The sequence below is a fragment of the Streptomyces sp. NBC_01012 genome (assembly GCF_045162755.1).
GTDB lineage: Bacteria > Actinomycetota > Actinomycetes > Streptomycetales > Streptomycetaceae > Streptomyces.
Genome location: NZ_CP108688.1, coordinates 5,605,062 through 5,628,826, shown reverse-complemented (window position 1 = coordinate 5,628,826; position 23,765 = coordinate 5,605,062). Strand labels below are relative to the sequence as shown.

Annotated in this window: 23 protein-coding genes and 1 tRNA gene; 9 read left to right on the top strand and 15 right to left on the bottom strand. The window is 69.9% G+C overall.

Going from position 1 to position 23,765, the window contains the following annotated elements:
- Positions 1-64 precede the first annotated feature (64 nt).
- On the top strand, positions 65-634 hold the full coding sequence (locus tag OG623_RS25235; protein WP_406149471.1) for a flavoprotein: 570 nt from the start codon (positions 65-67) through the stop codon (positions 632-634).
- A 56-nt stretch (positions 635-690) separates the two neighbouring features.
- Here the strand turns inward: OG623_RS25235 and OG623_RS25230 are convergent, their stop codons facing one another.
- On the bottom strand, positions 691-1,170 hold the full coding sequence (locus OG623_RS25230; RefSeq protein ID WP_406149469.1) for a DUF6194 family protein: 480 nt from the start codon (positions 1,168-1,170) through the stop codon (positions 691-693).
- Positions 1,171-1,244: 74 nt separating this feature from the next.
- On the opposite strand from OG623_RS25230, the gene OG623_RS25225 reads away from it, so the two are divergent.
- Both OG623_RS25225 and OG623_RS25220 read left to right on the top strand, forming a co-directional pair.
- Positions 1,245-2,060, top strand: coding sequence for a MerR family transcriptional regulator (locus OG623_RS25225; protein WP_406149467.1), 816 nt, complete (start codon positions 1,245-1,247; stop codon positions 2,058-2,060).
- Between the two features lie 52 nt (positions 2,061-2,112).
- Positions 2,113-2,679, top strand: coding sequence for a hypothetical protein (locus OG623_RS25220; RefSeq protein WP_406149465.1), 567 nt, complete (start codon positions 2,113-2,115; stop codon positions 2,677-2,679).
- A gap of 20 nt (positions 2,680-2,699) precedes the next feature.
- On the opposite strand, the gene OG623_RS25215 is transcribed toward OG623_RS25220, so the two are convergent.
- From OG623_RS25215 to OG623_RS25200, 4 genes are all read right to left on the bottom strand, one after another.
- Entirely contained in the window at positions 2,700-3,203 is a 504-nt protein-coding gene (locus OG623_RS25215; protein ID WP_406149463.1) for an NUDIX hydrolase, read from the bottom strand.
- A gap of 59 nt (positions 3,204-3,262) precedes the next feature.
- Positions 3,263-4,381, bottom strand: coding sequence for an FAD-dependent oxidoreductase (locus OG623_RS25210; protein WP_406149461.1), 1,119 nt, complete (start codon positions 4,379-4,381; stop codon positions 3,263-3,265).
- Between the two features lie 132 nt (positions 4,382-4,513).
- Positions 4,514-5,722 carry a GNAT family N-acetyltransferase gene (locus OG623_RS25205; protein WP_406149459.1) on the bottom strand — a complete coding sequence of 403 codons (1,209 nt, stop codon included), beginning with the start codon at positions 5,720-5,722 and terminating at the stop codon, positions 4,514-4,516.
- A 115-nt stretch (positions 5,723-5,837) separates the two neighbouring features.
- Positions 5,838-5,909, bottom strand: a tRNA-Val gene (locus OG623_RS25200).
- A gap of 202 nt (positions 5,910-6,111) precedes the next feature.
- On the opposite strand from OG623_RS25200, the gene OG623_RS25195 reads away from it, so the two are divergent.
- The 4 genes from OG623_RS25195 to OG623_RS25180 all read left to right on the top strand — a co-directional run bounded on the left by OG623_RS25195 (position 6,112) and on the right by OG623_RS25180 (position 9,397).
- Entirely contained in the window at positions 6,112-6,885 is a 774-nt protein-coding gene (locus tag OG623_RS25195) for a DUF4097 family beta strand repeat-containing protein (RefSeq protein WP_406149458.1), read from the top strand.
- 70 nt (positions 6,886-6,955) lie between these two features.
- Complete coding sequence (locus OG623_RS25190; RefSeq protein ID WP_406149456.1) at positions 6,956-8,323, top strand: hypothetical protein; 1,368 nt, start codon at positions 6,956-6,958, stop codon at positions 8,321-8,323.
- A 236-nt stretch (positions 8,324-8,559) separates the two neighbouring features.
- Positions 8,560-9,147: a DUF4383 domain-containing protein gene (locus OG623_RS25185; RefSeq protein ID WP_406149454.1), complete on the top strand. Its 588-nt coding sequence runs from the start codon at positions 8,560-8,562 to the stop codon at positions 9,145-9,147.
- A 31-nt stretch (positions 9,148-9,178) separates the two neighbouring features.
- Positions 9,179-9,397, top strand: a complete 219-nt coding sequence (locus OG623_RS25180; protein WP_406149452.1) for a zinc ribbon domain-containing protein — start codon at positions 9,179-9,181, stop codon at positions 9,395-9,397.
- A 32-nt stretch (positions 9,398-9,429) separates the two neighbouring features.
- On the opposite strand, the gene OG623_RS25175 is transcribed toward OG623_RS25180, so the two are convergent.
- The 3 genes from OG623_RS25175 to OG623_RS25165 form a co-directional block, all read right to left on the bottom strand.
- The gene (locus tag OG623_RS25175; RefSeq protein ID WP_406151997.1) at positions 9,430-10,239 is read right to left on the bottom strand and encodes an HAD family hydrolase; all 810 of its coding nucleotides are present in this window, start codon (positions 10,237-10,239) and stop codon (positions 9,430-9,432) included.
- A gap of 83 nt (positions 10,240-10,322) precedes the next feature.
- Positions 10,323-12,878 (bottom strand): phosphoribosyltransferase, encoded by a 2,556-nt coding sequence (locus OG623_RS25170; protein ID WP_406149451.1) that lies wholly within the window; start codon positions 12,876-12,878, stop codon positions 10,323-10,325.
- 65 nt (positions 12,879-12,943) lie between these two features.
- On the bottom strand, positions 12,944-14,104 hold the full coding sequence (locus OG623_RS25165; protein WP_406149449.1) for an HpcH/HpaI aldolase/citrate lyase family protein: 1,161 nt from the start codon (positions 14,102-14,104) through the stop codon (positions 12,944-12,946).
- A gap of 212 nt (positions 14,105-14,316) precedes the next feature.
- Here OG623_RS25165 and OG623_RS25160 point away from each other — a divergent pair, with 212 nt between their 5' ends.
- The gene (locus tag OG623_RS25160) at positions 14,317-15,234 is read left to right on the top strand and encodes a TerD family protein (RefSeq protein WP_406149447.1); all 918 of its coding nucleotides are present in this window, start codon (positions 14,317-14,319) and stop codon (positions 15,232-15,234) included.
- Positions 15,235-15,267: 33 nt separating this feature from the next.
- Here OG623_RS25160 and OG623_RS25155 read toward each other — a convergent pair whose 3' ends face one another.
- The 6 genes from OG623_RS25155 to OG623_RS25130 form a co-directional block, all read right to left on the bottom strand.
- Positions 15,268-16,002, bottom strand: coding sequence for a Tellurium resistance (locus OG623_RS25155; RefSeq protein WP_406149445.1), 735 nt, complete (start codon positions 16,000-16,002; stop codon positions 15,268-15,270).
- A 172-nt stretch (positions 16,003-16,174) separates the two neighbouring features.
- Positions 16,175-17,326 (bottom strand): DUF475 domain-containing protein, encoded by a 1,152-nt coding sequence (locus tag OG623_RS25150; RefSeq protein WP_406149443.1) that lies wholly within the window; start codon positions 17,324-17,326, stop codon positions 16,175-16,177.
- Between the two features lie 70 nt (positions 17,327-17,396).
- The gene (locus OG623_RS25145; RefSeq protein WP_406149441.1) at positions 17,397-17,972 is read right to left on the bottom strand and encodes a TerD family protein; all 576 of its coding nucleotides are present in this window, start codon (positions 17,970-17,972) and stop codon (positions 17,397-17,399) included.
- Between the two features lie 151 nt (positions 17,973-18,123).
- Positions 18,124-18,699 carry a TerD family protein gene (locus tag OG623_RS25140; RefSeq protein WP_406149439.1) on the bottom strand — a complete coding sequence of 192 codons (576 nt, stop codon included), beginning with the start codon at positions 18,697-18,699 and terminating at the stop codon, positions 18,124-18,126.
- Positions 18,700-18,882: 183 nt separating this feature from the next.
- Positions 18,883-19,341: a peroxiredoxin gene (locus OG623_RS25135; RefSeq protein WP_362888018.1), complete on the bottom strand. Its 459-nt coding sequence runs from the start codon at positions 19,339-19,341 to the stop codon at positions 18,883-18,885.
- 165 nt (positions 19,342-19,506) lie between these two features.
- Positions 19,507-19,944, bottom strand: coding sequence for a DUF3052 domain-containing protein (locus OG623_RS25130; protein WP_406149437.1), 438 nt, complete (start codon positions 19,942-19,944; stop codon positions 19,507-19,509).
- 492 nt (positions 19,945-20,436) lie between these two features.
- Here OG623_RS25130 and aceE point away from each other — a divergent pair, with 492 nt between their 5' ends.
- Positions 20,437-23,178 (top strand): pyruvate dehydrogenase (acetyl-transferring), homodimeric type, encoded by a 2,742-nt coding sequence (aceE, locus tag OG623_RS25125; protein ID WP_406149435.1) that lies wholly within the window; start codon positions 20,437-20,439, stop codon positions 23,176-23,178.
- Positions 23,179-23,265: 87 nt separating this feature from the next.
- Here aceE and OG623_RS25120 read toward each other — a convergent pair whose 3' ends face one another.
- A complete protein-coding gene (locus OG623_RS25120) occupies positions 23,266-23,697 on the bottom strand; it encodes a peptidase inhibitor family I36 protein (RefSeq protein ID WP_406149433.1) in 432 nt (143 codons plus the stop codon).
- Between the last annotated feature and the right edge of the window lie 68 nt (positions 23,698-23,765).

The following is a 23,765-nucleotide window of genomic DNA, read 5'->3' as shown; positions in this document are numbered from 1 at the left end:
GGTTGTGCGGCCCTGGAGTGGCCGGATGGACCTGGAGGGGGTACCGACACGGGGTGAGGGAACAGTGAGCGCACGCAGCGAACTACGCGGGGTACTGGGAGTCGTGGGCACGGCGACCGACGGGGTGGAGACACTGCGTACGGGGCTGGTCGAGCCGGCCATCGCGCGGGGCTGGCAGGTGACCGTGACCCTCACGCCGAACGCAGGCCGATGGCTGAGGGCGAACGGTGAGTGGGACCGGCTGGCGTCGCTGACCGGCTTCCCGGTGCGCGACACCCCACGCCTGCCGGCCGAGCTCCGCCCCCACCCGGTCGTCGACTGCCACGTCGTCGCACCGGCCAGCGCGAACTACGTCGCCAAACTGGCGACGGGCATCGCCGACAACCAGGCCCTGACGCAGGTGGGCGAAGCACTCGGCACGGTCGGCGTCCCGGTGGTGGTGTTCCCCCGGATCAACGCGGCGCACGCACGGCACCCTGCCTGGGAGGGCCACATCGAGGCACTGCGCGGGGCGGGCGTGGAGCTGGTGTACGGGGCGGACGTCTGGCCCCTGTACGAACCGCGGGAGGGCCCGGCGACCTGGGAGCTCCCGTGGGCGGCCATCCTGGAACGCCTGGCCGTAGGGCCTCGCTGAGGACTCGGCTCAGCTGCTCCGCTCGGGCCCGTCGATCCCCCACGCCGTACACGCTTTCACGTTTCACGCCTTTCGCGCCTTTTGCTCCTTTCACGCCGCGTACGTGCGAGGTCATGGGCCTCCAGGAGCAGCCGGCGGACCACCGCTTCGGTCCTGGGCCCCGGGTTCACCACGGCGAGCCAGGCGGCGGAACCGTACACGGGGTGCGCGCACACGGTGTCGATGACTCCGGGGTCGTCGTCGGGAACCGGCTCGCCCGGCGCGTGACCGGTCCAGGTCTCGAACGCCTCCTTCCCCGCCGCGATGTTGACGCGAAAGGCGTCCGGCCGGTCCAGGCGCGACCGCTCGTCGCCCGGGTAGTTCTTCGTCACGATCGTCGCGAACGGCTGGGTCGCCCGCGGGACGACGGCGTCAGGAGCGTGGAAGAAGAACACATCACCCCAGCTGATCTCCGGTGAACCGTCGCCGGGTGCCGGCCTGACGGTCAGGACACCGTCGAGGCCCTCCATGAATTCGATGATCTCGTCGATGGTCATGTGCTCAAGCGTTTCATTAAGGTGCTTGTGGAGACTTCACCCCGGATTTCGGAGGCGGGCAAGGTGATCAGCAGGTGACAACCCTCAAGTCGTCCATGTCGCCTGCACCGTCACCTGCCTCGTCTCCTGCCCTGCGGACGGTAGATGTCGCACGGCGCGCCGGATACTCCGTCCAGCAGGTCCGCAACCTCCAACGCGACGGTGTCCTCCCGCCCGCGACGCGCACGGCTGCGGGCTACCGGATCTACGGGGAGCAGCACCTGCGGTCCGCACTGGCCTACCGGGCTCTCGTGGCTGGCACAGGCCCGGTCGAGGCCAAGCGGATCATGCGTACCGTGCACGAGCGCCCGGTCGCGGAAGCGCTGGCCCTGCTGGACGCGGCACACGCACGGCTCGACCGGGAGCGTACGGACCTGGAACGCGCCAAGGAGGCCGCAGCGGCGATCTCCGCCGAACAGATCGAAGACGTACGCGACTCGGACGCGCTGAGCGTCTCCGAACTCGCCGCCGCGCTCGGTGTGCGCCCGTCGACCCTGCGGCACTGGGACACCGAGGGGCTCGCAGTACCGGACCGGATCGCCCCACGGGGCGCGCGCCGTTACTCACCGGCCCAGACGCGGGACGCCCGGATCGTGCACCAACTACGCAGCGTGGGTTACGGCGTCGAGGCGCTCCGGACCCTGATGCCGGACCTGCGACGCGCGCAAGGGCAACGCGGGCAAGGGCAACGCGGGCAGGGACGACACGGTCAAGGGCGGCACGGTCAAGCGCACGGAGACGTCGAAGCCGCCCTGGTCGCGAGGGACGCGAGCATCACGACCCGCTCCCGAGCGCTGCTGAACGCGGCGGCCCCACTTGCCGCGATCCTGGCGGGGCCCGCCGATCACTGACGTAGGCTCCGCCTGTTCGCATGCGGAGCATGCACGGACGAGGGGGCGGTTCATGAGTGATTCCCGGGGCATGGCAGCGGACGCGGAAGCCGGGGACGGCACGCCGGGCAGCGGCTCCCGAAGACGGAGCCTGCTCGCACGTGCGGGAATCATCGCGCTCGTCCTGGCGGTGCCGGCCGGAGGTCTCATCTGGCTGTTCCAGGACGAGCTGTTCCACCCCTTCGGCGACGCACGTGCCTGTGACGGCAGTGACGCACCGCTGTCCGGCCTGCTCGGCCCCGGGGGCACGTCCTTGCCCGCCGACGCGTCGGACGTCCACTACTACACGCAGAACGGGCGCACCGAAGTCTCCTTCGTGAGCAGCCGGATACCGGAATTCCTCCACCGCGCGGGCTTCGTCCCCGATGGTACGTCTCCGTTCGACGCCGCGTACGGCGGCCACTACGCGATCGGTGAGAACGAGACCGAACTTCCGGCCGGCCTGTGCGGTAGCGGCGCCCGGGCACCTCTGGTGACCTACTCCGGCTCGGCGGCCGAGATCCTGGTGGAACGCTCCTCTTTCACCACCGACCGGTTCCGCGCCCCGGCACGCGCGATCGTCACGTACAACGCCCCCTGACGGGCCAGGCATACCGCTCGTCACCAGCGGGCGACGAGCGCCTCTTCCTCACCCCGGCTGCGGTACAGCCAGGTGGTACCCGGCGGAAGGGCTCCGGTCAGATACCCGACGATGGGCTCACGCTGTATCGCGCTGTCCAGCTCGCCGAGCAGCTTCAGGGCGTCGGGCAGGGGGAAGAAGGCGGCCTGCTCGATGTCGTCGTCCTGCGGTGCGACGTCCCCCGCCCACTCGCCGATCTCAAGGGCAACGGCCAACGCCGAAGGGTGCCTCTCGGAGTCGATGTGCATGAGGAACGCTGTGCGTACCGGGTCACCCACCAGCAGCCCCGTCTCCTCCAGCAGCTCGCGCCGGAGGGCTTCATGCATGAGCTCACCGTCCTCGACACCGCCACCGGGCAGGGACCACAGAAGGCCCCCGTCGACACCGAGCCCCTCTCGCACGAGCAGGATTTCGTCGCCCCGGCGGATGATGCCGATGACCAACTGCACACGGGGCACAGGGGCCTTCGTTTCCTCTTCTGTCATGCCGAAGACCGTAGGTGACGGCACCGGCCCCCCGGCAGCAGTGACAGTACGACAGGCCGTCAGCCTTCGGTGAAGGCCTTGAGCAGGGTGTGCGGTGTGCCCTCGCCCAACATCACGTGCAGATCGGGGGCTTCGGAGTTCGACGCGGCACTGCGTACGAACATGGCCTGCTCGTATTCGGTGAGCGCGGTCTCGATGTCGCCGGGGTGCGCGGCGATGGCCCTGCCCAGTTCGGCGCCGTCGTACAGGGCCAGGTTGGCGCCTTCGCCGTTGGGGGCCGTGAGGTGTGCGGCGTCGCCGAGCAGGGTCACTCCGGGTGCCCGGTCCCACCGGTGCTCGATGGGCAGGGTGAAGATGTTGCGCAGGACCGGCGCCGTCTCGCCTTCGGTGATCAGAGCGGTGAGCTCCGATGCCCAGCCGTCGAACTCCCGTACGGTCCGTGCGGTGGCCGCGACGGGATCGGCGAAGTCGAAATCGGCGAACCACTCCTGGGGCCTCCGGAGGATGACCCAGGTGTGGAGATCGCCTGCGCGCTCGCGGTGAGCCAGGATCGCCCTGCCCGGTTCGAGCACCATCATGGATCCGCCGCCGACGGTTTTCGCGCCGGCCGGGTGCCGGGTGTCGCTGTCGAAGAGGTAGGTCTCGATCATCGAGAAGCCGGTGTACTCGGGCGACGCGTCGGAAAGAAGTGGCCGGACTCTGGACCAGGCACCGTCGGCGCCGACCAGCAGGTCCGTGACGGCGGTGGTGCCGTCGGCGAAGGCGACCTCATGACGGCCGTCGCCCAGACCACGTACACCGCTGACCTTGTGCCCCCATCGGACGGTGCCGGCCGGGAGCGAGTCGAGCAGCATCTGCCGCAGCTCACCGCGCTGTACCTCGGGCTCGCCACCCGTACCGTCGTCGGGCACGTCGAGCATGACGTTCCCGTCCCGGTCCAGGAGCCGCATCGCCTGACGCCCCTCCAGGATGAGCCCCCGGAACTCCTCGGTCAGGCCCGCCGCCTCGAGCGCCGGCTGACCGTTGTACTCACGGATGTCGAGCAGCCCGCCCTGCGCACGCACCGCCGGAGACGCCTCCGCCTCGTACACCGTGGACGGGATCCCGTTGACATGCAGGACGCGGGCGAGCGTGAGTCCCCCGAGCCCCGCGCCGATGATGGTGACATGTGTGGTCATGGTGATTCCTCGTGTGTCCATGCCCGCCGGATGATCGCCCGGCCGGATCTCCATGAACAGTTCCAGCCCCCGCCGACAAGGCACTGACAGCACACTGACAGCACCGACAGATGACCGGCACCACCGTCGCGGTCAGAACCAGTGCAGACAGTGAGGGGCCCGCTCGGTGCGGAAGAGAGCGTCGGCCAGCATGACCGCGGCCGGACGGTGCGCCCGGATGTGCCCGGCCCGCACGAGCGTGCTCGGGGCGGTGCCGCCGAGGTAGACCGAGCCCAGGTCGCTCACGTCGAGGGACAGGTCGGGCGCCCGGTCCGTCGGGACGCAGTCGGCCTCACCGTCCCGGACGGTCAGCAGGTAGCGGCCGCCCTCGCCGAGGAACGCGTCCTCCACATCGAGGACGAGCTCGCCGTCCATGGACCAGCCGCGCGCGGTCAGCGCACCGGGGACGTCCAGCAGCCGCACCCAGAGCCAGTCGGTGTCGCCGCTCACCTCGCCGGCCCGGAAGTCCGCGAACTGCCAGCGCAGCGGATGCCCGGGCGGGACGTGCTTGAACACGACCTGCGAGACCAGGTCGTGGCCCAGTACGAACCTGGCCAGGGCCGTGAAAACGGCGTCGTCGGTGGTGATGGTCTCGTCGACCGTGAGGGTGCCGGACTCGACCGAGTAGCTCGCATACCCGTCCGGTACGCCGTCGGCATCCCGATGGACGGCGATGTAGCGCGGCGCCGATGAGATCGGGGGCTGCCCCGCGCGCAGCTTCCACCAGCGGTGCGGCCGGGACAACGCGCCGGGCTGGGCACGCCGATACCGGTCGTAGACCTCTTCCAGGATCTCGCCGCACACATCGCGCCGCAGCACCTCGACCGAGCCACTGTCCGCCCCCGCGCCCGCCCGGGGAACAGCGAGGGCGGCCTTGTGACGGGGCACTGTCAGCCGAGACGTATGGGTCGCCGGTCCGTAGCCGAACCTCCCGTAGATCGGGGCTTCGGAGGCCAGCAGCACGGCCAGGAACTCCCCGCGGCCCCGCAGGTCGTCGAGCTGACGCCGCATCAACGCGCTGAGCACACCCTGGCGCCGGTGCGAGGGCAGGACACCGACGGAGCTCACCCCTGAGACCGGGACGAGGGCCCCACCGGGCAGGGTCAGATCGAAGGCGTACGCGGCGGCGGTGCCGACGGGCCGCCCGTCCTCGGCCAGCGCGAGCAGACAGCGGTCCATCTCGACCGCCGACCACCACTGCCCGCCGCCGTCGACCGGGGTCCCCGGGAAGAGCCCGAACGCCGCATGCACCGTGTCGACGAAGACATCAAGGTCCTCATCGGTCGTGGAACGAATCTCCATCGCTGCGGCCTCCTCGCACATACCGGCACCACGACATGTGGCATCCGGCACCGGTGCAGTCGCCCACCACCGTCAACGCCCCCGCAGCGGCTCGCTGCGGGGGCGTTCTGACCGGTGGGCGCGGGCAGTTTCGAACTGCCGACATCTGCTTTGTAAGAGCAGCGCTCTACCCCTGAGCTACGCACCCGTGGATGAGGCAACAGGTTACATGGCCCACAGCCCCCGGCGGCAATCCGGTTCCGGGCCCGGCTCCGGTGTGGTGATCCGGGGCCGATACGGGGGTTAGCCCCACCCCGGAGACGGTAGCCGTCCGGATCGTGCGGGGAGTGGGGGCGCGCATACCGTGGGGCCACACCGGCCGCGCTGCGCTCCCAGGGGGACTTGACACCATGACCATCCGTACACGACGTACCGACGCACTCGTGGCTGTCGGCGGGACCGTGCTGCTGATGGCCGCGCTCAGCGGCTGTGGCAGTACGGACATGAAGGACGCGCCCGACGAGCACAAGTCGTTCGCCTTCAGCGGGAAGGCGCTCACCATCGCCGCCGACAATTCGAGCCTGGAGCTCGTGTCCGCCGATGTGAAGGAGATCGAGGTGACCCGCCGGGTCGGCGGGTGGGTCGTGCTCGGCAGTGGGCCCGACCCCGTGTGGAAGCTCGACGGGGACACGCTGAGGCTCGAGGTGAAGTGCGGGGGCATGATCAGCGACTGTGACGGGCACCACGTGGTCAAGGTGCCCCGCGGGGTGGCCCTGACCGCGACGGGGAGCAACGGCGAGCTCGCCGCGACCGGGTTCAGCGCCCCGCTCAAGCTCACCGGCGACAACGGCGGGATCCAGGTGAGCGACATCTCCGGACCGGTGGAGCTCAGCTCGGACAACGGCTCGATCGAGGCCGACCGGATCTCGGGAGCCTCCGTGACTGCCCGCTCGGACAACGGGTCGATCAAGATCGGGTTCACCGAGATCCCCGACCTGGTGGACACGGTCAGTGACAACGGGCGCATCGCCATCGACCTTCCCGCGGGGAAGGAGACGTACGCCGTGTCCGCCGCCGCGGACAACGGTGACGTGTCCGTCACGGTGCCCCGCAGCGACAGCAGCAAGCACGTGGTGAAGGCGCGCAGCGACAACGGAGAAATCACAGTCCGAAGTGCGAACTAACCGACCCGTGCGTTCGTCCTAACTGGTGCGAGAATGAACCGGGCAGGGTGAATCGGCACGGGAGAGGGATGTGACGGCGACACACACGCGGCCGCAGGCGAAAGCGAGTGGTGGTTCCGCCGTCAGGGACGTCCTGGTGCTGATGCTGCTGCCGGTTCCTCTCGTCGCCGCCGCACTGCCCGGCGCCTTCGCCGGCGGGGGCACGCGCCGCTGGTTCGGGGGGCGTGGGGAGAGTCAGCGTGCTGACGCGCAGGCGGCGAAGGACGCGGCGGCCAACGCCTTCTACGAGCTGGACACCGCGCAGCGCGATCTGCGGATCTCGATCGAGACGATCACCGCCGTGGACAGTTCGCCGCGCGCCCGCAAGGCCGTGGAGGACTTCGCCGAGCTGGGCCGGCGCATCGACGCGGCCAGCCACGACTACATCACCGCGGTCGACGCCCATGACCTCGACCGGGACGATCTGGAGCCCTCGGCGGCCGCGGGTGCGCGGACCCAGCTGACCCGGGCCAAGGACGATCTCGTACGGGTCAAGGGCGAGCTCGACCGGTTCTCCCAGGGGCTCGGGACGCTGCTCAGCAGCGCGGAGACCCAGCTCGCGCGGCTCGCTCCCGCTGTGGAGCGGGCCCGGCAGGGGCTGCTCGCCGCGAGTAACGCCCTGGACACCGTGCGCGCGTCCGGGCTGCGGGCGGACGAGCTCGCGGCCCGGCTCGCGGCTCTCGGCCCGGAGCTGACCAAGCTCAACCAGGGTGCGGGGCAGCACGGTGTCGCGGAGACCCTTCAGCGCGCGGACCAGGTGCTGCGGGACTCCGAAGCGGTGCGCGCGGAGGCGGAGCAGCTGCCCGAGCGTGCCGCCGAGATCGACCGCAGGCTGGTGTCGCTGCGCACCAGGGCCCAGGCACTGACCACCCGCGCCGGGCAGGTCGAGCCGGTGCTCAGCGAGCTCCGGCGGCGCTTCTCGGCCGCCTGCTGGCAGGACCTGCAGCCGGTTCCCGAGCAGGCCTCGGTCAATGTCCGGCAGGCCGAGACGAAGCTCGCGGAGGCCGCCGCCGCGCGGTCCGAGCAGCGCTGGGCGGACGCGACGTCCCGCCTGAGCACGGTCAGGGCGCTGCTCAACGCGACCGATGAGGCGGTGTCCGCCGCCGGGGACCGGCTGAAGCAGCTCGACGCGGTCGCCAAGGATCCGCAGGCGGAGATCGAGCGCACCCGATTCGCGCTCAGGGACGCCCAGCGTCTTGCCATGGCCGGCCGGCAGACGCCGGATCCGCGCCATGCCCGCCCGCTGGACGACGCCGTGGGTCGGCTGGACCGGGCCATCGCCGGTCTCGAAGGCCGCCACCCCGACTACTGGCACTTCCTGACCGAGACCGATGCGGTGCGCGCGACGGCGACCCGGGTGGTCTCCGCCATCCGTGAGGACCTGGGAAGCGGCGCCTGAGCACACCGGGCGCGCGGCGTCATGCCGCCCGGCGCTGCCCGGTGCAGCCCGGCGTGCGCACCCCGGCGTGCGCTGCCCGGTGCACCCCGGCGACCGCACCCCGTACACCCCGGTGCTGCCGCCCGGCGCTGATTTGTCCCCGGCGGCCGGTGGGCCGATCCTGGAGGTACGCGGCGGCTCACGCATCCCGGCGATCCGCCGATGCGCCCCTGGCCGGTAGGCCGAAGGAGGCCGTCATGGCCACACACATCGTGCATCCCCCGCGCCGTCACAGCCGGCCCGTCCACCGCAGAACGGCCGTCCTGGACGAACAACTGCCCGTCGACCACCGCCTCAGCCGCGTCTACCGGGTGGGCGCGGGCCTGATGGGCCTGCTGCTCGTCGCCTTCGGCATCCTGGGGCTCATCGACCGTATCGGCTACTTCGACACCGGCGGCGCCACGGTGGCGGGCCTCAACACCAACGGCACGCTGAGCGTCCTGTCCATCTGTGTCGGGCTGCTGCTCTTCGTCGGCATGCTCATCGGCGGGAACTTCGCCTCCACCCTGAACATGGTCCTGGGGGTCGCCTTCATCCTCAGCGGGTTCGTGAATCTGGCCCTGCTGGACAGCGGCGCGAATTTCCTGGCCTTCCACATGCAGAACGTGCTGTTCAGCTTCGTGGTCGGGCTGCTGCTGATGATGTTCGGCATGTACGGGAGAGTCAGCGGCGCCCTGCCCCACGACAACCCGTACTGGCGGGCCCGCCACCCCGCGCAGGTCGCCAGGGAGCAGCGCCGGGCACGCACCCCGATGCCCGGTGTCGCGAAGGGCGAGGGACTCTGAGTCCCTGGTCGAGAGGCTCTAATCTGGGGCCATGCCTCGTTACGAGTACCGCTGCCGCCCCTGCGGCGAGACGTTCGAACTCAGCCGCCCGATGGCCGAGTCATCCGATCCCGCCTCCTGCCCCGCCGGGCACGAGGACACCGTGAAGCTGCTCTCCACCGTGGCCGTGGGCGGCTCGGGCTCCGCCGCCGCTCCGGCCGCCGCACCCGCGGCCGGCGGGGGCTGCTGCGGTGGGGGCTGCTGCGGCTGAGCCCGTGGCGGGGTGCCGGCCCGCCGGTTCCCTCAGCGACCCGCGCGTACGGGGTCGGCGGCGCGCAGGAAGCGGCGCAGAATCTCCTCGCCCGCGGCGCCGCCCCGCTCCCGGAGCACCTCGGTGTTGGGCGCGCCCCAGCCGCAGTCGGCGAGCTCACCGTGGCCTGGGCGCCAGGCCCGGTCCGCGGCGAGCAGCAGATCGGCGTCCAGGAGCGAGTCACCGGCGGCGAGCGTCAGCGTGGCGCCGCTGCGGCGGGCCACCTCCCGCATCGCGGCGCTCTTGGTGAGCGGCTTGGGTACGACGTAGATCTTCCGGCCCTGGAGCGACACGGTCCATCCCCTCGGGTCGGCCCAGGCCGTCAGCTCCTTGACCCAGCCGTCGGGGAGGGCGGCGCGGTCGACGACGAGGTAGGCGAAGAGGTCCTCGGCGACGCGTTCCTTGAGCAGCCAGGAGGGGTCGCCCGTCGCCTTGAGGTGGGCGCGGACCTCGGCGAGCGAGGCGCACTCGCCGGCGATCCGGTGTGCCACGTGGTCCTGCCAGTCGGGGTCGGAGACGCCGTCGACCAGCAGGTGTCCGCCGTTGGCACAGATGGCGAACCGGGGTGCGGGTCCTGGCAGGTGGATGCGGCCGTACTGCTCGCGGGTCCTGGTGGTGGTCGGGACGAACACCGTGGTGCGGGCCAGTTCGTCGAGCAGCGCGGCGGCCGTCTCCGTCATGTAGCAGAGGGGCGCGCCGCCGTACACCTCCACGCAGAGCAGGCGCGGGGCCTGCGCGTCGGGCATGGTCAGCTGGAGGGACGCCGCCGAGTAGATGAGGGTGCGGTCGAGATCACTGGCCACCAGTGTCACGGGGGCATTCCCCGGGGCATTCGCGGGGGCATTCGCGGAAGCGTCCTCGGGCACGGACGCGTTCACCTTTTCGGTCACTTCGCCGTCACCTCCGTCACCGCGGTGCCGTCGGCGCCTGTGGCGCCGCGCGTGTACTTCGGGTGGATCAACCCGACGCAGGTGTACGGGAGTTCCCCGACCTCCTCGACCGGGACCCCACGCTGCTCGGCCAGCAGCCGTACGTGGTCGAGGTCGGCGCCGGCTCCCCGCTTGGCCAGGATCTTCCAGGGGACGCGGCGCAGCAGCACCCGGGTCGTCTCGCCGACGCCGGGCTTGACCAGGTTCACGTCGTGGATGCCGTACTCCTCGCTGATGCGTTCGACGGCGGCCCAGCCCTCCCAGGTGGGGGCGCGGTCAGCGGCGAGCAGTTCCTTCGCCTCGGCGTCCACGGCTCCGGCGACCTCGTCGAAGCGGGCGGCGACCGTGTCGAGGAACAGCCCGGAGACATCGGTGTCCGCGAGTTCACGGTAGAACTTCGCGCCGTGGAAGTCGTGCGGCCCGACCAGGTCGGAGCGCAGGACCGTACGGGAGATCAGCCCGGACACGGTGGAGTTGAGGCAGGCGGACGGGATGAGGAAGTCCTCGCGCGTGCCGTACGTGCGTACGCAGCCACCCGGGTCGGCCAGCACGGCGATCTCCGGGTCGAAGCGCCCGGATTCCGGATCGCCGGCCGCGAACTCCTCCAGTGCCGCCGCGAGTTCGCGGGTGATGGCGCCCTTCCCCGTCCAGCCGTCGACGAAGACGACATCCGCGGGGTCGTGGTGGGCGGCCAGCCAGCGCAGGGCGTTGGCGTCGATACCGCGGCCCCTGACGATGGAGACGGCGTAGTGCGGCAGGTCCAGGCCGTGGCGGTGCTGGGCCCAGCGGCGCATCAGGACGCCGACCGGGGTGCCGGCGCGGGCCAGCGAGACCAGCACGGGCCGGGGTCCGCGTTCGGCGAGCACGGTTTCGGTGACGGTGCCGACGGCCCGGGCGATACGGGATGCCGAGGTGTCCAGGGCGGCCTTGAAGAGCTCCTGGTACCGCGCGCTGGGCTGGTATTCGACGGGCAGCGATTCCGCGTAGTGGGCGCCGCCGCTCTGGATCGCCTCCTCGCGCTCCTCGGTGGGGGCCTCCAGGGCCGTGTCCGAGAGGTCCTGGAGCAGCCAGCCGACGTCGTCCGCCGCGTAGGAGGAGAAGGCGGGTCCCCTGAGGGGTTCGGGCAGCATGGCGGCTTCCTGCCAGTCGTGGGGCGGCGGGGGGACGTACGAGGGGACGACCGCGAGCAGCACCTGGCCGGTGTGCTCGGCGAGCCGGGCCAGCAGTCCGTCGGGGGCGTGCAGGGCGGGGGTGTCGGCGGTGGAGTCGACGACGGCCACGACGGCGTCGAAGCCCGCTCCCGCGACGTTGTAGGCGTACCGGTCGCCCGGCCCGTCGGCGGGTTCGTCGTGGGCGGGGAAGACGAGACGGCTGCGTATCGCGTAGCCCGGGTCGTCGACGGCGAGCACGGGCGAGCGGGTGGTGGTGGAGTAGCGGACCTCGGCGGTGGTGGCGTCCTCCAGGGCGGTGCCGAGCCGCAGGGGTGCGTACATCAGCTCCTCGAAGCCGAGGACGAGCACCCTGCGGGCGTCGCCCAGGGCGTCGGCGAGGCGGGCGGCCATGCCGGGGAGGGCGGCTTCGAGGGCCGCGCGGTGGACCGGCGTGAAGCCGTGCCGTCCGCCGTCGGGTACACCGGCCGGCCAGTCCAGGGCGACGCGGAGGGGGGCGGGCCGTGGCACGGCGGGCTCATCCACCGCGAGGGTCCCGCCCACCGCGAGAGCCCCACCCACCGCAGGGGTCCCACCCACCGCGTCCTCCCCGTGAGCCGCCTCGTGCTCGGCCACCAGGCCGCGGCCCTTCTCCAGGACCCCGTCCGGCAGCCGCACGGTGCCACGGGCGCGTGCCACCAGGTCGACGCGGGCGCCGATCTCGTCGGCGAACTCGGCGAGCCGCCCCCGGTCGGCCTCGGAGCGCATGTCCACCAGGGCGACGACGACGTACCGGTCCCTGGGGTAGCGGGCGTGGAGGGCCCGGATGGTGTTGAGGACGGTGTTGCCTGTGGAGAACTCGTCGTCGACCAGGACCAGCGGCGACCCCTGCGCGGTGGCGTCCAGCAGGTCCGGGTCCTCGGGCAGCAGCAGATGGGAGGTGGCGTGCGAGTGCGCCTCCTCGAAGCCGCCCGCCTGTGCGACACCGGCGACGGGGCGCCGGGTCGAGTGGAGGTACGGGGCCACCCCGAGCCCGTCCGCGACGGCGTGGCCGAGCCCGGTCGCCGTCTCCGCGTATCCGAGGACGACGGCGCGGCCGGCCTCCGCCTCGCCGAGCAGGTCGCGTACCCGCTCGCCGAGTTCGAAGCCGACACCGTGGACGACGGACGGCCGCTGCGGCACATGCTTGCCCAGGACGTTCGAGACGAGCAGATGGGCCCGCTTCGGGTTACGGCGCAGGGCGAGGCCCAACAGCTCCCTGAGCTCCCCTTCGCCGACGAGCTCGACCCCGAGCCGCTCCGCGACCCAGTTGCCCGACCACTCCACGCCGCTCACCGCTGCGTCCGTTCCATCCGCTTCGTCCACTGCCTCTTCTTCCCGTATCCACTCGCCCGCGCGGCCGTACCCGTCCGTGTCCACCGTGTCCACGCTCAGGCCGCCACGGCCGCGGCCAGCAGGTCCACGAAGCCGACCTCCTCGCGGGCCACGCCGAAGACCTCGGCCCGTTGCAGGGTCCGCTCGGCCCAGGCGCGGTGGGGCTTCACTTCGTTCATCTTGTTCGTGTAGGCGGAGCGCAGCACTCCGCCGCCGCCCCGCTCGGGCCGCAGGATGTCCTGCGCGTCGCAGTACTCCTCGTGGCTGACGACCGACAGCGCGTGCACGGGAGCCACGTGCGACGGGTGGATGCAGGTCTTGCCGAGCAGCCCGTTGGCCCGGTCGAGCTCGATCTCACGCAGCAGCCCGTCGAGGTCGTGCTCGATGAGCGCGTTGCGCAGCTCCTCGGCCTCTCCCATGAAGGGGCTGCGGCGCAGCTGGGGCTTGAACATCCGCTCCTGAAGCCGGAAGTACTCCCATACGGGCCCGGTGATGGTGAAGCCGGTGCCGTCCGCCCGGCCCAGCACGTTGACGACGTCGCCGATGACCGCGCCGACGATCTGGACGTCGTACGCCGTCATGTCCGGGGCCCGGCGCAGACCGTAGGCGGAGCAGAAGTCGGTCACGCCGAGCCGCAGCGCCAGGACCCGCTCGCGGTACTTGTCGACGGTGCGGGCTATCCCCCGCAGGGTCTCGCCTCTGGTCTCCAGGTGCAGCAGTTCGGGAGATTCGAGGACCGGCATCGCGAACAGCCGGTGCCCGCTCTCCGCTTCGGCCGCGGTGAGAGCCTCCATGAAGAGCTCGCCCCGCTCTTCCGTGAATTTCGGAAGTACGAATCCGGACAACAATCGGACGGAGCTTCCCAGCCGCCGTACGAGGTCCAGAATCTGCTCAGGCTCGCGGACCCTGATGAAGAGCAGCGGCACATCGGCGTCGCGCGCCTCGATCTCGGCGAACTGCTGGACCAGGTTGGCCTCCGCGCCGACCACTTCGGCGTCGTCGATGGAATCCTCCAGGCAGAGCACCATGGAGACGACTCCACGCCCGCTCTGCCTGATCACGTCGTCGGCCAGCCTGGGCCGGGTCGCGGGGCTGTAGAGCGTGGCTCCCAGGGCCGCGGACAGCATGCGGGAGGGGGAACCCGCGTCGAATTCGCGCGGCTCCCTGAAGAACAGAGCCTCCCGGACAGCGGGCGAGATGTGCCCGAAATGACGCATGTGATTCCCCCGTACTGCCTTATGGACCGGACATACATGTGGCCGGTAATAATACGTTCGGACAGGTGTCGCCGGTTCCCCGTCCCGGTGAACTCAAGGTGTCCCCGGCGTATCTCACACCCCGCGCGGCGCGCCTGCGTGCCCCTGGCGAACGGCTCCTGGCCTACTGTTTCGTACCCCCGCGTTGTCCGGACCCCCACCCAGCAGGCAGGATGACCGCCATGACGCACGCGATGCTGAAGGGATCGAACGTCCCCCTCGACGCCACGGCCGTGCGGGCCGTGCTGCGCTGGACCCCGGGTGCCGGGGTTCCTGATGTGGACGCCTCCGCGCTGCTGATCGGTCCCTCCGGACAGGTGCGTTCCGACGAGGACTTCGTCTTCTACAACCAGCCGCGGCACCCTTCGGGCCTCGTGCGGCGGCTGCCCAAGCGCAGTGCCCCCGAAGGGCTCACGGACACCATCGAGGCGGACCTCTCCTCGCTCGACCCCTCCGTCGAGCAGGTGGTCATCGCCGCTTCCTGCGACGAGGCGGCCTTCGAGCACGTGACGGATCTGCGGATATCGCTGTACGACGCGGCTTCCGCCGACGGCGAGCCGCTCGCGGTGTTCGATGTGCGGGCGGAGACCGGCGAGGAGACCGCCGTCATCTGCGGTGAGCTGTACCGGCGCGGTGACGGCTGGAAGTTCCGCGCGGTGGGGCAGGGCTACCCGACGGGCCTCGTCGGACTGGCCACCGCCTTCGGGATCTCGGTGGACGAGGCCGAGGCGGCCTCCGAGTCCGGCCCGGCGGCCGCGCCCGGCGTCCCCGACCCGTCCGCGTCCTTCCCGCCGGCGCCGGAGGCCGCGCCGCAGGCCGCAGGCGGGGCCCAACAGCCCTCGCCCGACTCCCAGGCCACGATCCAGCACCAGCAGCCCGCGTACGGCTACCCACAGCCGCCGGTGGCGCCCCAGCCGGCCTACGGCTACCCCCAGCAGCCCGCCGCGTCCCCCCAGCCCGCCTACGGCTACCCGCAGGCCGCCCCGGCCCAGCCCGCGTACGGCTATCCGCAGCCGGCGGCGGCCGCTGCGCATGCCGCCGACCCGGCCTTCGTACTCCCGCCGCAGGGCCCGCAGTTCATCCGGTCGTGAGCCGGGGGCGGGTTCGCCCCCCACGGTGCGCACTCAGGCCCGTGTCTTGTAGCCGCGCCCCCACTGCATGCCGAAGCCGTACATTCGGTCCAGCTCGGACTGGAAGCCGTACACGAACTTCACCTCGCGGCGCACGATCAGCTCGCCCTTGACGTTCTCCACGGTGAACACGGCGCAGGAACGGGCCTCCGGGGCGTGCTCGTCCAGGTCGATCTCGATGCGCGGGCCGTTGCCCGGATAGAGCGTCACCTTGGCGTGCGTACGGTCGAAGGCCGGGGTCTGGTCGTAGATGTACACGAAGAACAGCAGCCGCCTGAACTCCTCGTGCTTGTCGAGGTTCACATAGACGGTCTCGCCCGACGGCGCCCCGAACCGGTCGTCCCCGCTGAGCCTGATGTACGGCGGCGCGTTCAGGTCGCCCAAGAGGTTGCCCAGGGGCTGCACGACGCCCCTCGTGCCGTCCGACAGCTCGTACATGCAGCCCAGGTCCAGGTCGACGTTGACCATGCCCTGGGTGTGCGCCTGGACCACGTCCGGCTTGAACAGCTTCATCGGCCGCAGCAGCCTGCCGCTCTGCTGCGGCCGTCCGCCGATGTCCGAAGTACGCATCCGCCACGAAAGGTTGACGCGCAGATTGCCCGAAAGCGCGCCCTGCTTGGTCAGCGAGACCGTCGCGTTGCGCTTGGAGAGCACGATCGAGTTCGTCGCGGAGTTACCCGACTCGAACTGCGCCGCCCGCCGCGGAAAAAGGCCGTCCCAGAAGCCCATCCCAACCCCCACATGTCTCGGTAGTACCGTCCGGCCCCCGCACATACGGCCCGCTCGTCCCACAGGCCCCGCACATCGCTGCGGGGCGGCCGTCGGGCCGGGTCCGGGTGTTCCCGGAGAACCGCCACCGTGGGCCGCCCCGCAGAGAGAGCGTTCCTCAATCCCTACCGGGTCACACCCCGGAGGACACTTCCGCCTTGGAAGCGGAGCCGTCGCCGCCCTCGCCGCCTGCCGCCGCCATGGCCTTGTTGCGCCGCACGGAGGACCAGAAGGACCAGGCGATCAGGATGACACCGACGGAACCGGTGATGAGCTCGTGGATCTCGAACTGGATGGTGACGAGCAGGATGATCGACAGGGCGCCGATCGCGTAGTGCGCGCCGTGTTCCAGGTAGACGTAGTCGTCCAGGGTGCCCTGGCGGACCAGGTACACCGTGAGCGAACGGACGTACATGGCGCCGATACCGAGGCCGAGGGCCATCAGGACGATCTCGTTGGTGATGGCGAAGGCGCCGATGACGCCGTCGAACGAGAAGGACGCGTCGAGGACCTCGAGGTAGAGGAACATGAAGAACGCGGCCTTGCCCGCGAGGACCACCGAGGAGACCGACTTCCCGGACTTCCTGGCCTCTTCCTCGGCCTCGTGCTCGCGCTCCTCCTCCTCTTCGAGCTTGTTCTCGAAGAATCCGGAGAGACCGCCGACCACGAGATAGGTGATCAGACCCGCGATTCCGGAGAGCATGACGGTCGACGCCTTGTCGGCGTGCGTGCCACCGTGCTGGTGCGCCTGGGTGGCGAACGTCATGGCCGAGATCAGCAGGACGATCAGCGCGACGCAGACCGACAGCATGTCGATCTTGCCGAGCCTGGCGAGCGGACGCTCGATCCAGCGCAGCCACTGGATGTCACGGTCCTCGAAGATGAAGTCGAGGAAGATCATGAGCAGGAACATGCCCCCGAAGGCGGCGATCGACGGATGGGCGTCCGTCACCAGTTCCTTGTACCTGTCAGGGTCGTTGAACGAGAGGTCGATGGCCTCGATCGGACCCAGCTGGGCGCTGATGGCCACGATCACGACGGGGAACACCAGCCGCATGCCGAAGACCGCGATGAGCACACCGACGGTGAGGAAGATCTTCTGCCAGAAGGCATTCATCTTCTTCAGGATCCCGGCGTTGATCACCGCGTTGTCGAAGGACAGCGAGATCTCCAGGATGGACAGGATCGCGACGATGCCGAATGCCTGCCACCCCCCGTAGAACACCGCTGCGACCAGGCCGACCGCGGTAACCGCGAACGACCAGCCGAAGGTTTTCAGAAGCACTGGCTACCCCATCGTGTATGTACGGGTCTCCCCCGACTGAGTACGGGGCTCCCCCGCGCCGAGCGCGGCTTTACGAAACGTTGACCCCGAAGTCTAGAGCGATGCCTCGGAGCCCTGACGCGTACCCCTGTCCGACTGCACGGAATTTCCACTCACCGTTATAGCGGTAGAGCTCACCGAAGATCATCGCCGTCTCCGTGGACGCGTCCTCGCTGAGGTCGTACCGCGCCAGCTCCTGGCCGTCCGCCTGATTCACCACCCGGATGAAGGCGTTGGCCACCTGCCCGAAGGTCTGACCGCGGTTGTCGGCCTCATGGATCGAGACCGGGAAAACGATCTTGTCGCAGTGCGCCGGCACCTGCGTGAGGTTCACGATGACGGACTCGTCGTCGCCCTCCCCCTCGCCCGTGAGGTTGTCACCGGTGTGCTCGACGGAGCCGTCGGGGCTGGTGAGGTTGTTGTAGAACACGAACCACTCGTCGCCGAGCACCCGGCCCGACTGGCACAGCAGCGCGCTGGCGTCGAGGTCGAAGTCGGCTCCGGTCGTGGATCGTGCGTCCCAGCCGAGCCCGACCAGCACCTGAGTGAGATTGGGTGCGGCCTTGGAGAGGGAGACATTGCCTCCCTTGGCGAGCGTGACGCCCATGGTGTGTCCTCCCCGAGTCGTTGGACGGTCGTTCGGCCCGGCAACGGCGCCGATGGACGCGGGATGCCCTGCCGAGCGCGTCCGGCGCCGCACAGGGTGCGACGCCGGACGCGGTGGAGCTGAAGGTGTCCGGGGGATCTCCCGGACCGGCTCAGACGTTGACGCCGAAGTCCTGCGCGATGCCGCGCAGACCCGAGGCATACCCCTGGCCGATGGCACGGAACTTCCACTCCGCGCCGTTGCGGTAGAGCTCGCCGAAGACCATGGCGGTCTCGGTCGAGGCGTCCTCGCTCAGGTCGTAGCGGGCGAGCTCGCTGTTGTCCGCCTCGTTCACCACGCGGATGTACGCGTTGCGCACCTGGCCGAAGCTCTGCTGGCGACCCTCGGCCTCGTAGATCGAGACCGGGAAGACGATCTTGTCGACGTCGGCCGGTACGCCGGCCAGGTTGACCTTGATGATCTCGTCGTCGCCCTCGCCCTCACCGGTGAGGTTGTCACCGGTGTGCTCGACCGAGCCGTCGGGGCTCTTGAGGTTGTTGAAGAAGACGAAATTCCCGTCACTGCCGACCTTGCCCTCGGCGTTCGTCAGCAGCGCGCTGGCGTCGAGGTCGAAGTCACCGCCGGTAGTCGTCCGGGCATCCCAGCCCAGACCCACGATGACCGCCGTCAGGTTCGGCGCGGCCTTGGTCAGCGAGACGTTGCCGCCCTTGCTGAGGCTGACTCCCACGAGTCCTCCAAAAGTTTTGAGAGGGCCGGCAGACACCAGCGCCCCCGTCGTGCGTTGGCATAGGATCAACGTTTGGATCCTAGTGACCGGTTCCCGGCCAAAACAGGCTTTTGGCCGGTCGCCGCCAGGAGATCCCCGGATCCGGTGGTTCGCAAGCCCCGGATCCGACCGGATCCCACCGGATCAGATCGAGTCGAGCGCCTTGATGTAGTCGTTCAGATCGCGCGCGTCCGGCAGACCGTTGACGACGGTCCAGCGGACCACGCCCTCCTTGTCGATGATGAACGTGCCGCGCACCGCGCAGCCCTTGTCCTCGTCGAAGACGCCGTACGCCCGCGAGGTCTCGCCGTGCGGCCAGAAGTCCGAGAGCAGCGGGTACTCGAGGCCCTCCTGCTCGGCGAAGACACGCAGGGTGTGGATGGAGTCGTTGGAGACGGCGAGCAGCTGGGTGTCGTCGTTCTCGAACCTGGGCAGCTCGTCGCGGAGCGCGCAGAGCTCTCCCGTGCAGACACCGGTGAAGGCGAAGGGGTAGAAGAGCAGCACCACGTTCTTCTCACCACGGAGGTCAGAGAGCTTCACGGTGCGTCCGTGGTTGTCCTTGAGCTCGAAATCCGGAGCCTTCGTGCCGACCTCGATCGCCATGTACACGCATCCCTTCACGAACGTCACACTTCCCCGGCCTGGGCCGTCCGGGTGACACCCACCCTACGCAGGGCCGCCAGGAGGCCCCGGACAGGCCCGCGCCCGCGCACACGAAGGCCCCCGGCGGCGGGATGCCGTCGGGGGCCGGGGTCGTGATGGAAGAGCTCAGCGCTTGGCCGGGGCCCCCTTGGGGGTGACCAGACGGCTGCCCGTCCAGTCCTTGCCCGCGTTGATGCTCTTGGTCTGGGCAAGACCAGCTGTCTGGGCAGCCTCGTTGATGTCGCTCGGCTCGACGTATCCGTCGCGGCCTGTCTTGGGCGTCAGCAGCCAGACCGCTCCGCCGTCCTCGATCAGACCAATGGCATCCACCAGCGCGTCCGTAAGGTCGCCGTCCTCGTCGCGGAACCAGAGCAGGACGACGTCAGCGACGTCGTCGTAGTCCTCGTCGACGAGTTCCTGGCCGATTGTGGCCTCAATGCCCTCACGGAGCTCCTGCTCGACGTCGTCGTCGTAGCCGATCTCCTGGACCACCTGTCCGGGTTCGAACCCAAGCCTTGCGGCCGTGTTGGTCCGTTCCTCCGCGTGGTCCGCGGTCGCGCTCACGGGTTGCCTCCTGATCATGTTTCGGAAAATGCTTCAGCCACGCGCGTGCGCGGGGCATTGGCCGTAGTCCACACGGGCTCGGCGAATCGCGCAAGTACCCGGCGTCCGAGACCGCCTAAACGGTGACGTTCCCTGCCACGTCGCCGCAACGTCCGGCATGTCTCCTGCGGGCCCGGAAATGGTGTCCGGACCCTTTGGACCGAACCGGCGTCCTTCCCCAGCTTATGCCGTTTCGCTCCGGCATTCGGATTCGAACGGGCTTTGGGAACACTTGGCCGGGTTGAGCGTATGGTTGCGGTTTGGGCAGGACCGCCCTCGCGCCACCGGTACTCGTGCCCGGACACGGCGTCCTGGAACCTTGCGTTACCCCACGGTAGAGATGACGTTTGGGTAGGCGCGGTACACGATGGAGGCGGCGTACAGCCGCCGCGCCGGGGTACGTTTCCCGCATACCAGGCAGTGAAGAGCACCACCGAACAGCGAAGGAACAGCGTGGCTTCCGCATCCGATCGCAACCCGATCATCATTGGCGGCCTTCCGAGCCAGGTCCCGGACTTCGATCCTGAAGAGACCCAGGAATGGCTCGACTCCCTCGACGCCGCCGTCGACGAGCGCGGGCGTGAGCGGGCCCGCTATCTGATGCTCCGGCTCATCGAGCGCGCGCGGGAGAAGCGCGTGGCCGTGCCCGAGATGCGCAGCACGGACTACGTCAACACGATCGCCACGAAGGACGAGCCGTTCTTCCCCGGCGACGAGGAGATCGAGCGCAAGGTCCTCAACGCGACCCGGTGGAACGCCGCGGTGATGGTCTCCCGCGCCCAGCGCCCCGGGATCGGTGTCGGCGGTCACATCGCCACCTTCGCCTCGTCCGCCTCGCTGTACGACGTGGGCTTCAACCACTTCTTCCGGGGCAAGGACGACGGCCGCGGCGGCGACCAGATCTTCTTCCAGGGGCACGCGTCCCCCGGTATCTACGCCCGCGCCTTCCTTCTCGACCGGCTGAGCGAGGCGCAGCTCGACGGCTTCCGCCAGGAGAAGTCCAAGGCGCCTCACGCGCTGTCCAGCTATCCGCACCCGCGGTCGATGCCGGACTTCTGGGAGTTCCCGACCGTCTCGATGGGCCTCGGCCCGCTCGGCGCGATCTACCAGGCGCGGATGAACCGCTACATGGAGGCGCGCGGCATCGCCGACACCTCCGCGTCACACGTCTGGGCCTATCTCGGCGACGGCGAGATGGACGAGCCGGAGTCGCTCGGCCAGCTCTCCATCGCCGCCCGCGAGGGTCTGGACAACCTCACCTTCGTGGTGAACTGCAACCTCCAGCGCCTCGACGGCCCGGTGCGCGGCAACGGCAAGATCATCCAGGAGCTGGAGTCACAGTTCCGCGGCGCCGGCTGGAATGTCATCAAGCTGGTCTGGGACCGCACCTGGGACCCGCTGCTCGCCCAGGACCGCACGGGCATCCTGGTCAACAAGCTGAACACCACCCCGGACGGCCAGTTCCAGACGTACGCGACCGAGACCGGGGCGTACATCCGCGAGCACTTCTTCGGTGACGACCCGCGGCTGCGCGACATGGTCAAGGACATGTCCGACGACCAGATCCTGCACCTGGGCCGCGGCGGCCACGACCACCGCAAGGTCTACGCGGCGTATGCGGCGGCCAAGGCGCACAAGGGCCAGCCGACGGTGATCCTGGCGCAGACGGTCAAGGGCTGGACGCTCGGACCGAACTTCGAGGGCCGCAACGCGACCCACCAGATGAAGAAGCTCACGGCCGACGACCTCAAGCGCTTCCGTGACCGTCTCCACATCCCGATCGCGGACACGCAGCTGGAGGACGGCAACCCGCCGTACTACCACCCGGGCCGCGACTCGGAAGAGATCCAGTACATGCACGACCGCCGCCAGGGTCTGGGCGGTTACGTCCCGACGCGGGTGGTGCGGGCGAAGCCGCTGGCCCTCCCCGACGACAAGGCGTACGCGACCGCGAAGAAGGGTTCGGGTCAGCAGTCGATCGCCACGACCATGGCGTTCGTCCGTGTCCTGAAGGACCTCATGCGGGACAAGGAGATCGGCAAGCGCTTCGTGCTGATCGCGCCCGATGAGTACCGCACCTTCGGCATGGACGCGTTCTTCCCGAGTGCGAAGATCTACAATCCGCTCGGTCAGCAGTATGAGTCGGTGGACCGTGAGCTCCTCCTCGCGTACAAGGAGTCGCCGACCGGCCAGATGCTGCACGACGGCATTTCGGAGGCTGGCTGCACGGCCTCGCTGATCGCCGCGGGTTCGGCGTACGCCACGCACGGCGAGCCGCTCATCCCGGTCTACGTCTTCTACTCGATGTTCGGTTTCCAGCGCACCGGGGACCAGTTCTGGCAGATGGCCGACCAGCTCGCGCGCGGCTTCGTGCTGGGTGCGACCGCCGGACGTACGACGCTGACCGGTGAGGGTCTCCAGCACGCGGACGGCCACTCGCAGCTGCTCGCGTCGACGAACCCGGCCTGTGTCGCCTACGACCCGGCGTTCGGGTTCGAGATCGCGCACATCGTCAAGGACGGTCTGCGCCGGATGTACGGCGGCTCCCCCGAGGAGAACGAGGACGTCTTCTACTACCTCACCGTCTACAACGAGCCGATCCAGCACCCCGCCGAGCCCGAGGACGTCGATGTCGAGGGCATCCTCAAGGGTGTGCACCGCTACCGCAGGGGCGAGCGGGGCCAGATCCCGGCGCAGATCATGGCGTCCGGTGTGGCGGTCCCGTGGGCGGTCGAGGCCCAGCGGATCCTCGCCGACGAGTGGAACGTGAAGGCGGACGTCTGGTCGGCGACCTCCTGGAACGAGCTGCGCCGCGAGGCCGTGGAGGTGGAGCGCCACAACCTCCTCCACCCGGAGGAGGAGCAGCTCACCCCGTTCGTGACGCGGAAGCTCTCCGGTTCCGAAGGCCCGTTCGTGGCGGTCTCGGACTGGATGCGTTCCGTGCCCGACCAGATCGCGCGCTGGGTGCCCGGCCCGTACCAGTCGCTGGGTGCGGACGGCTTCGGCTTCGCCGACACCCGGGGTGCGGCCCGCCGTTTCTTCCACATCGACGCGCAGTCGATCGTGCTGGCGGTACTGACCGAGCTGGCGAAGGAAGGCAAGATCGACCGCTCGGCGCTCAAGACGGCGCTCGACCGCTACGAACTGCTGGACGTGGCCGCCGCGGGCCCCGGCCCGGCCGGCGGCGACGCGTAAGGCGCACGAGCAGCTGTAGGAGGGCGGCGGGGCCTCAGGGCTCCGCCGCCCTCCGGCGTTCGCCGGCCTCAGGCGAACGCCCGCCGCTCAGTTCTCCCAGATCTTGAAGGCCCGGACGGTGTACGGCGACCTGGGCACCCAGGTGCCGCCGCCCGGGTACGTCTCGAACTCGCCGGTCTCCGCGCACTCGGCCGACTGGTAGGTGGTGACGGGACGCCCGGTGCGGTTGACGAGCGCCTGGGCCTTGCCGCCGGCCGGCAGCGGGACGCAGCTCTCGATGTCCACGGTGGACAGCTCGTGGGCCTGCCTGGCCCCGCCGAAGTCGGGCTTCGCCCAGAGGCAGAGCTGTCCCGCTCCGCAGGGTGCGAGCCCCGCCGGTGCGGCGTGCGGGGCGCTGCGGGTGCGCTGGAGCCCGGTGGGTTCGTGACGGGTGGCGGCCGGTGCGGCGCCGGAGGACGGAGCCGTGGCAGGGACGAGTGCGGTGGCCGCCAGGGTGGCGGCGAGAACGGTCGTACGCATGGTGGATCAACCCCCGTGGTCGAGCGAGCCGGGCGGCTCGCATGTCCGCACTCTGACCCGCGTGCGTA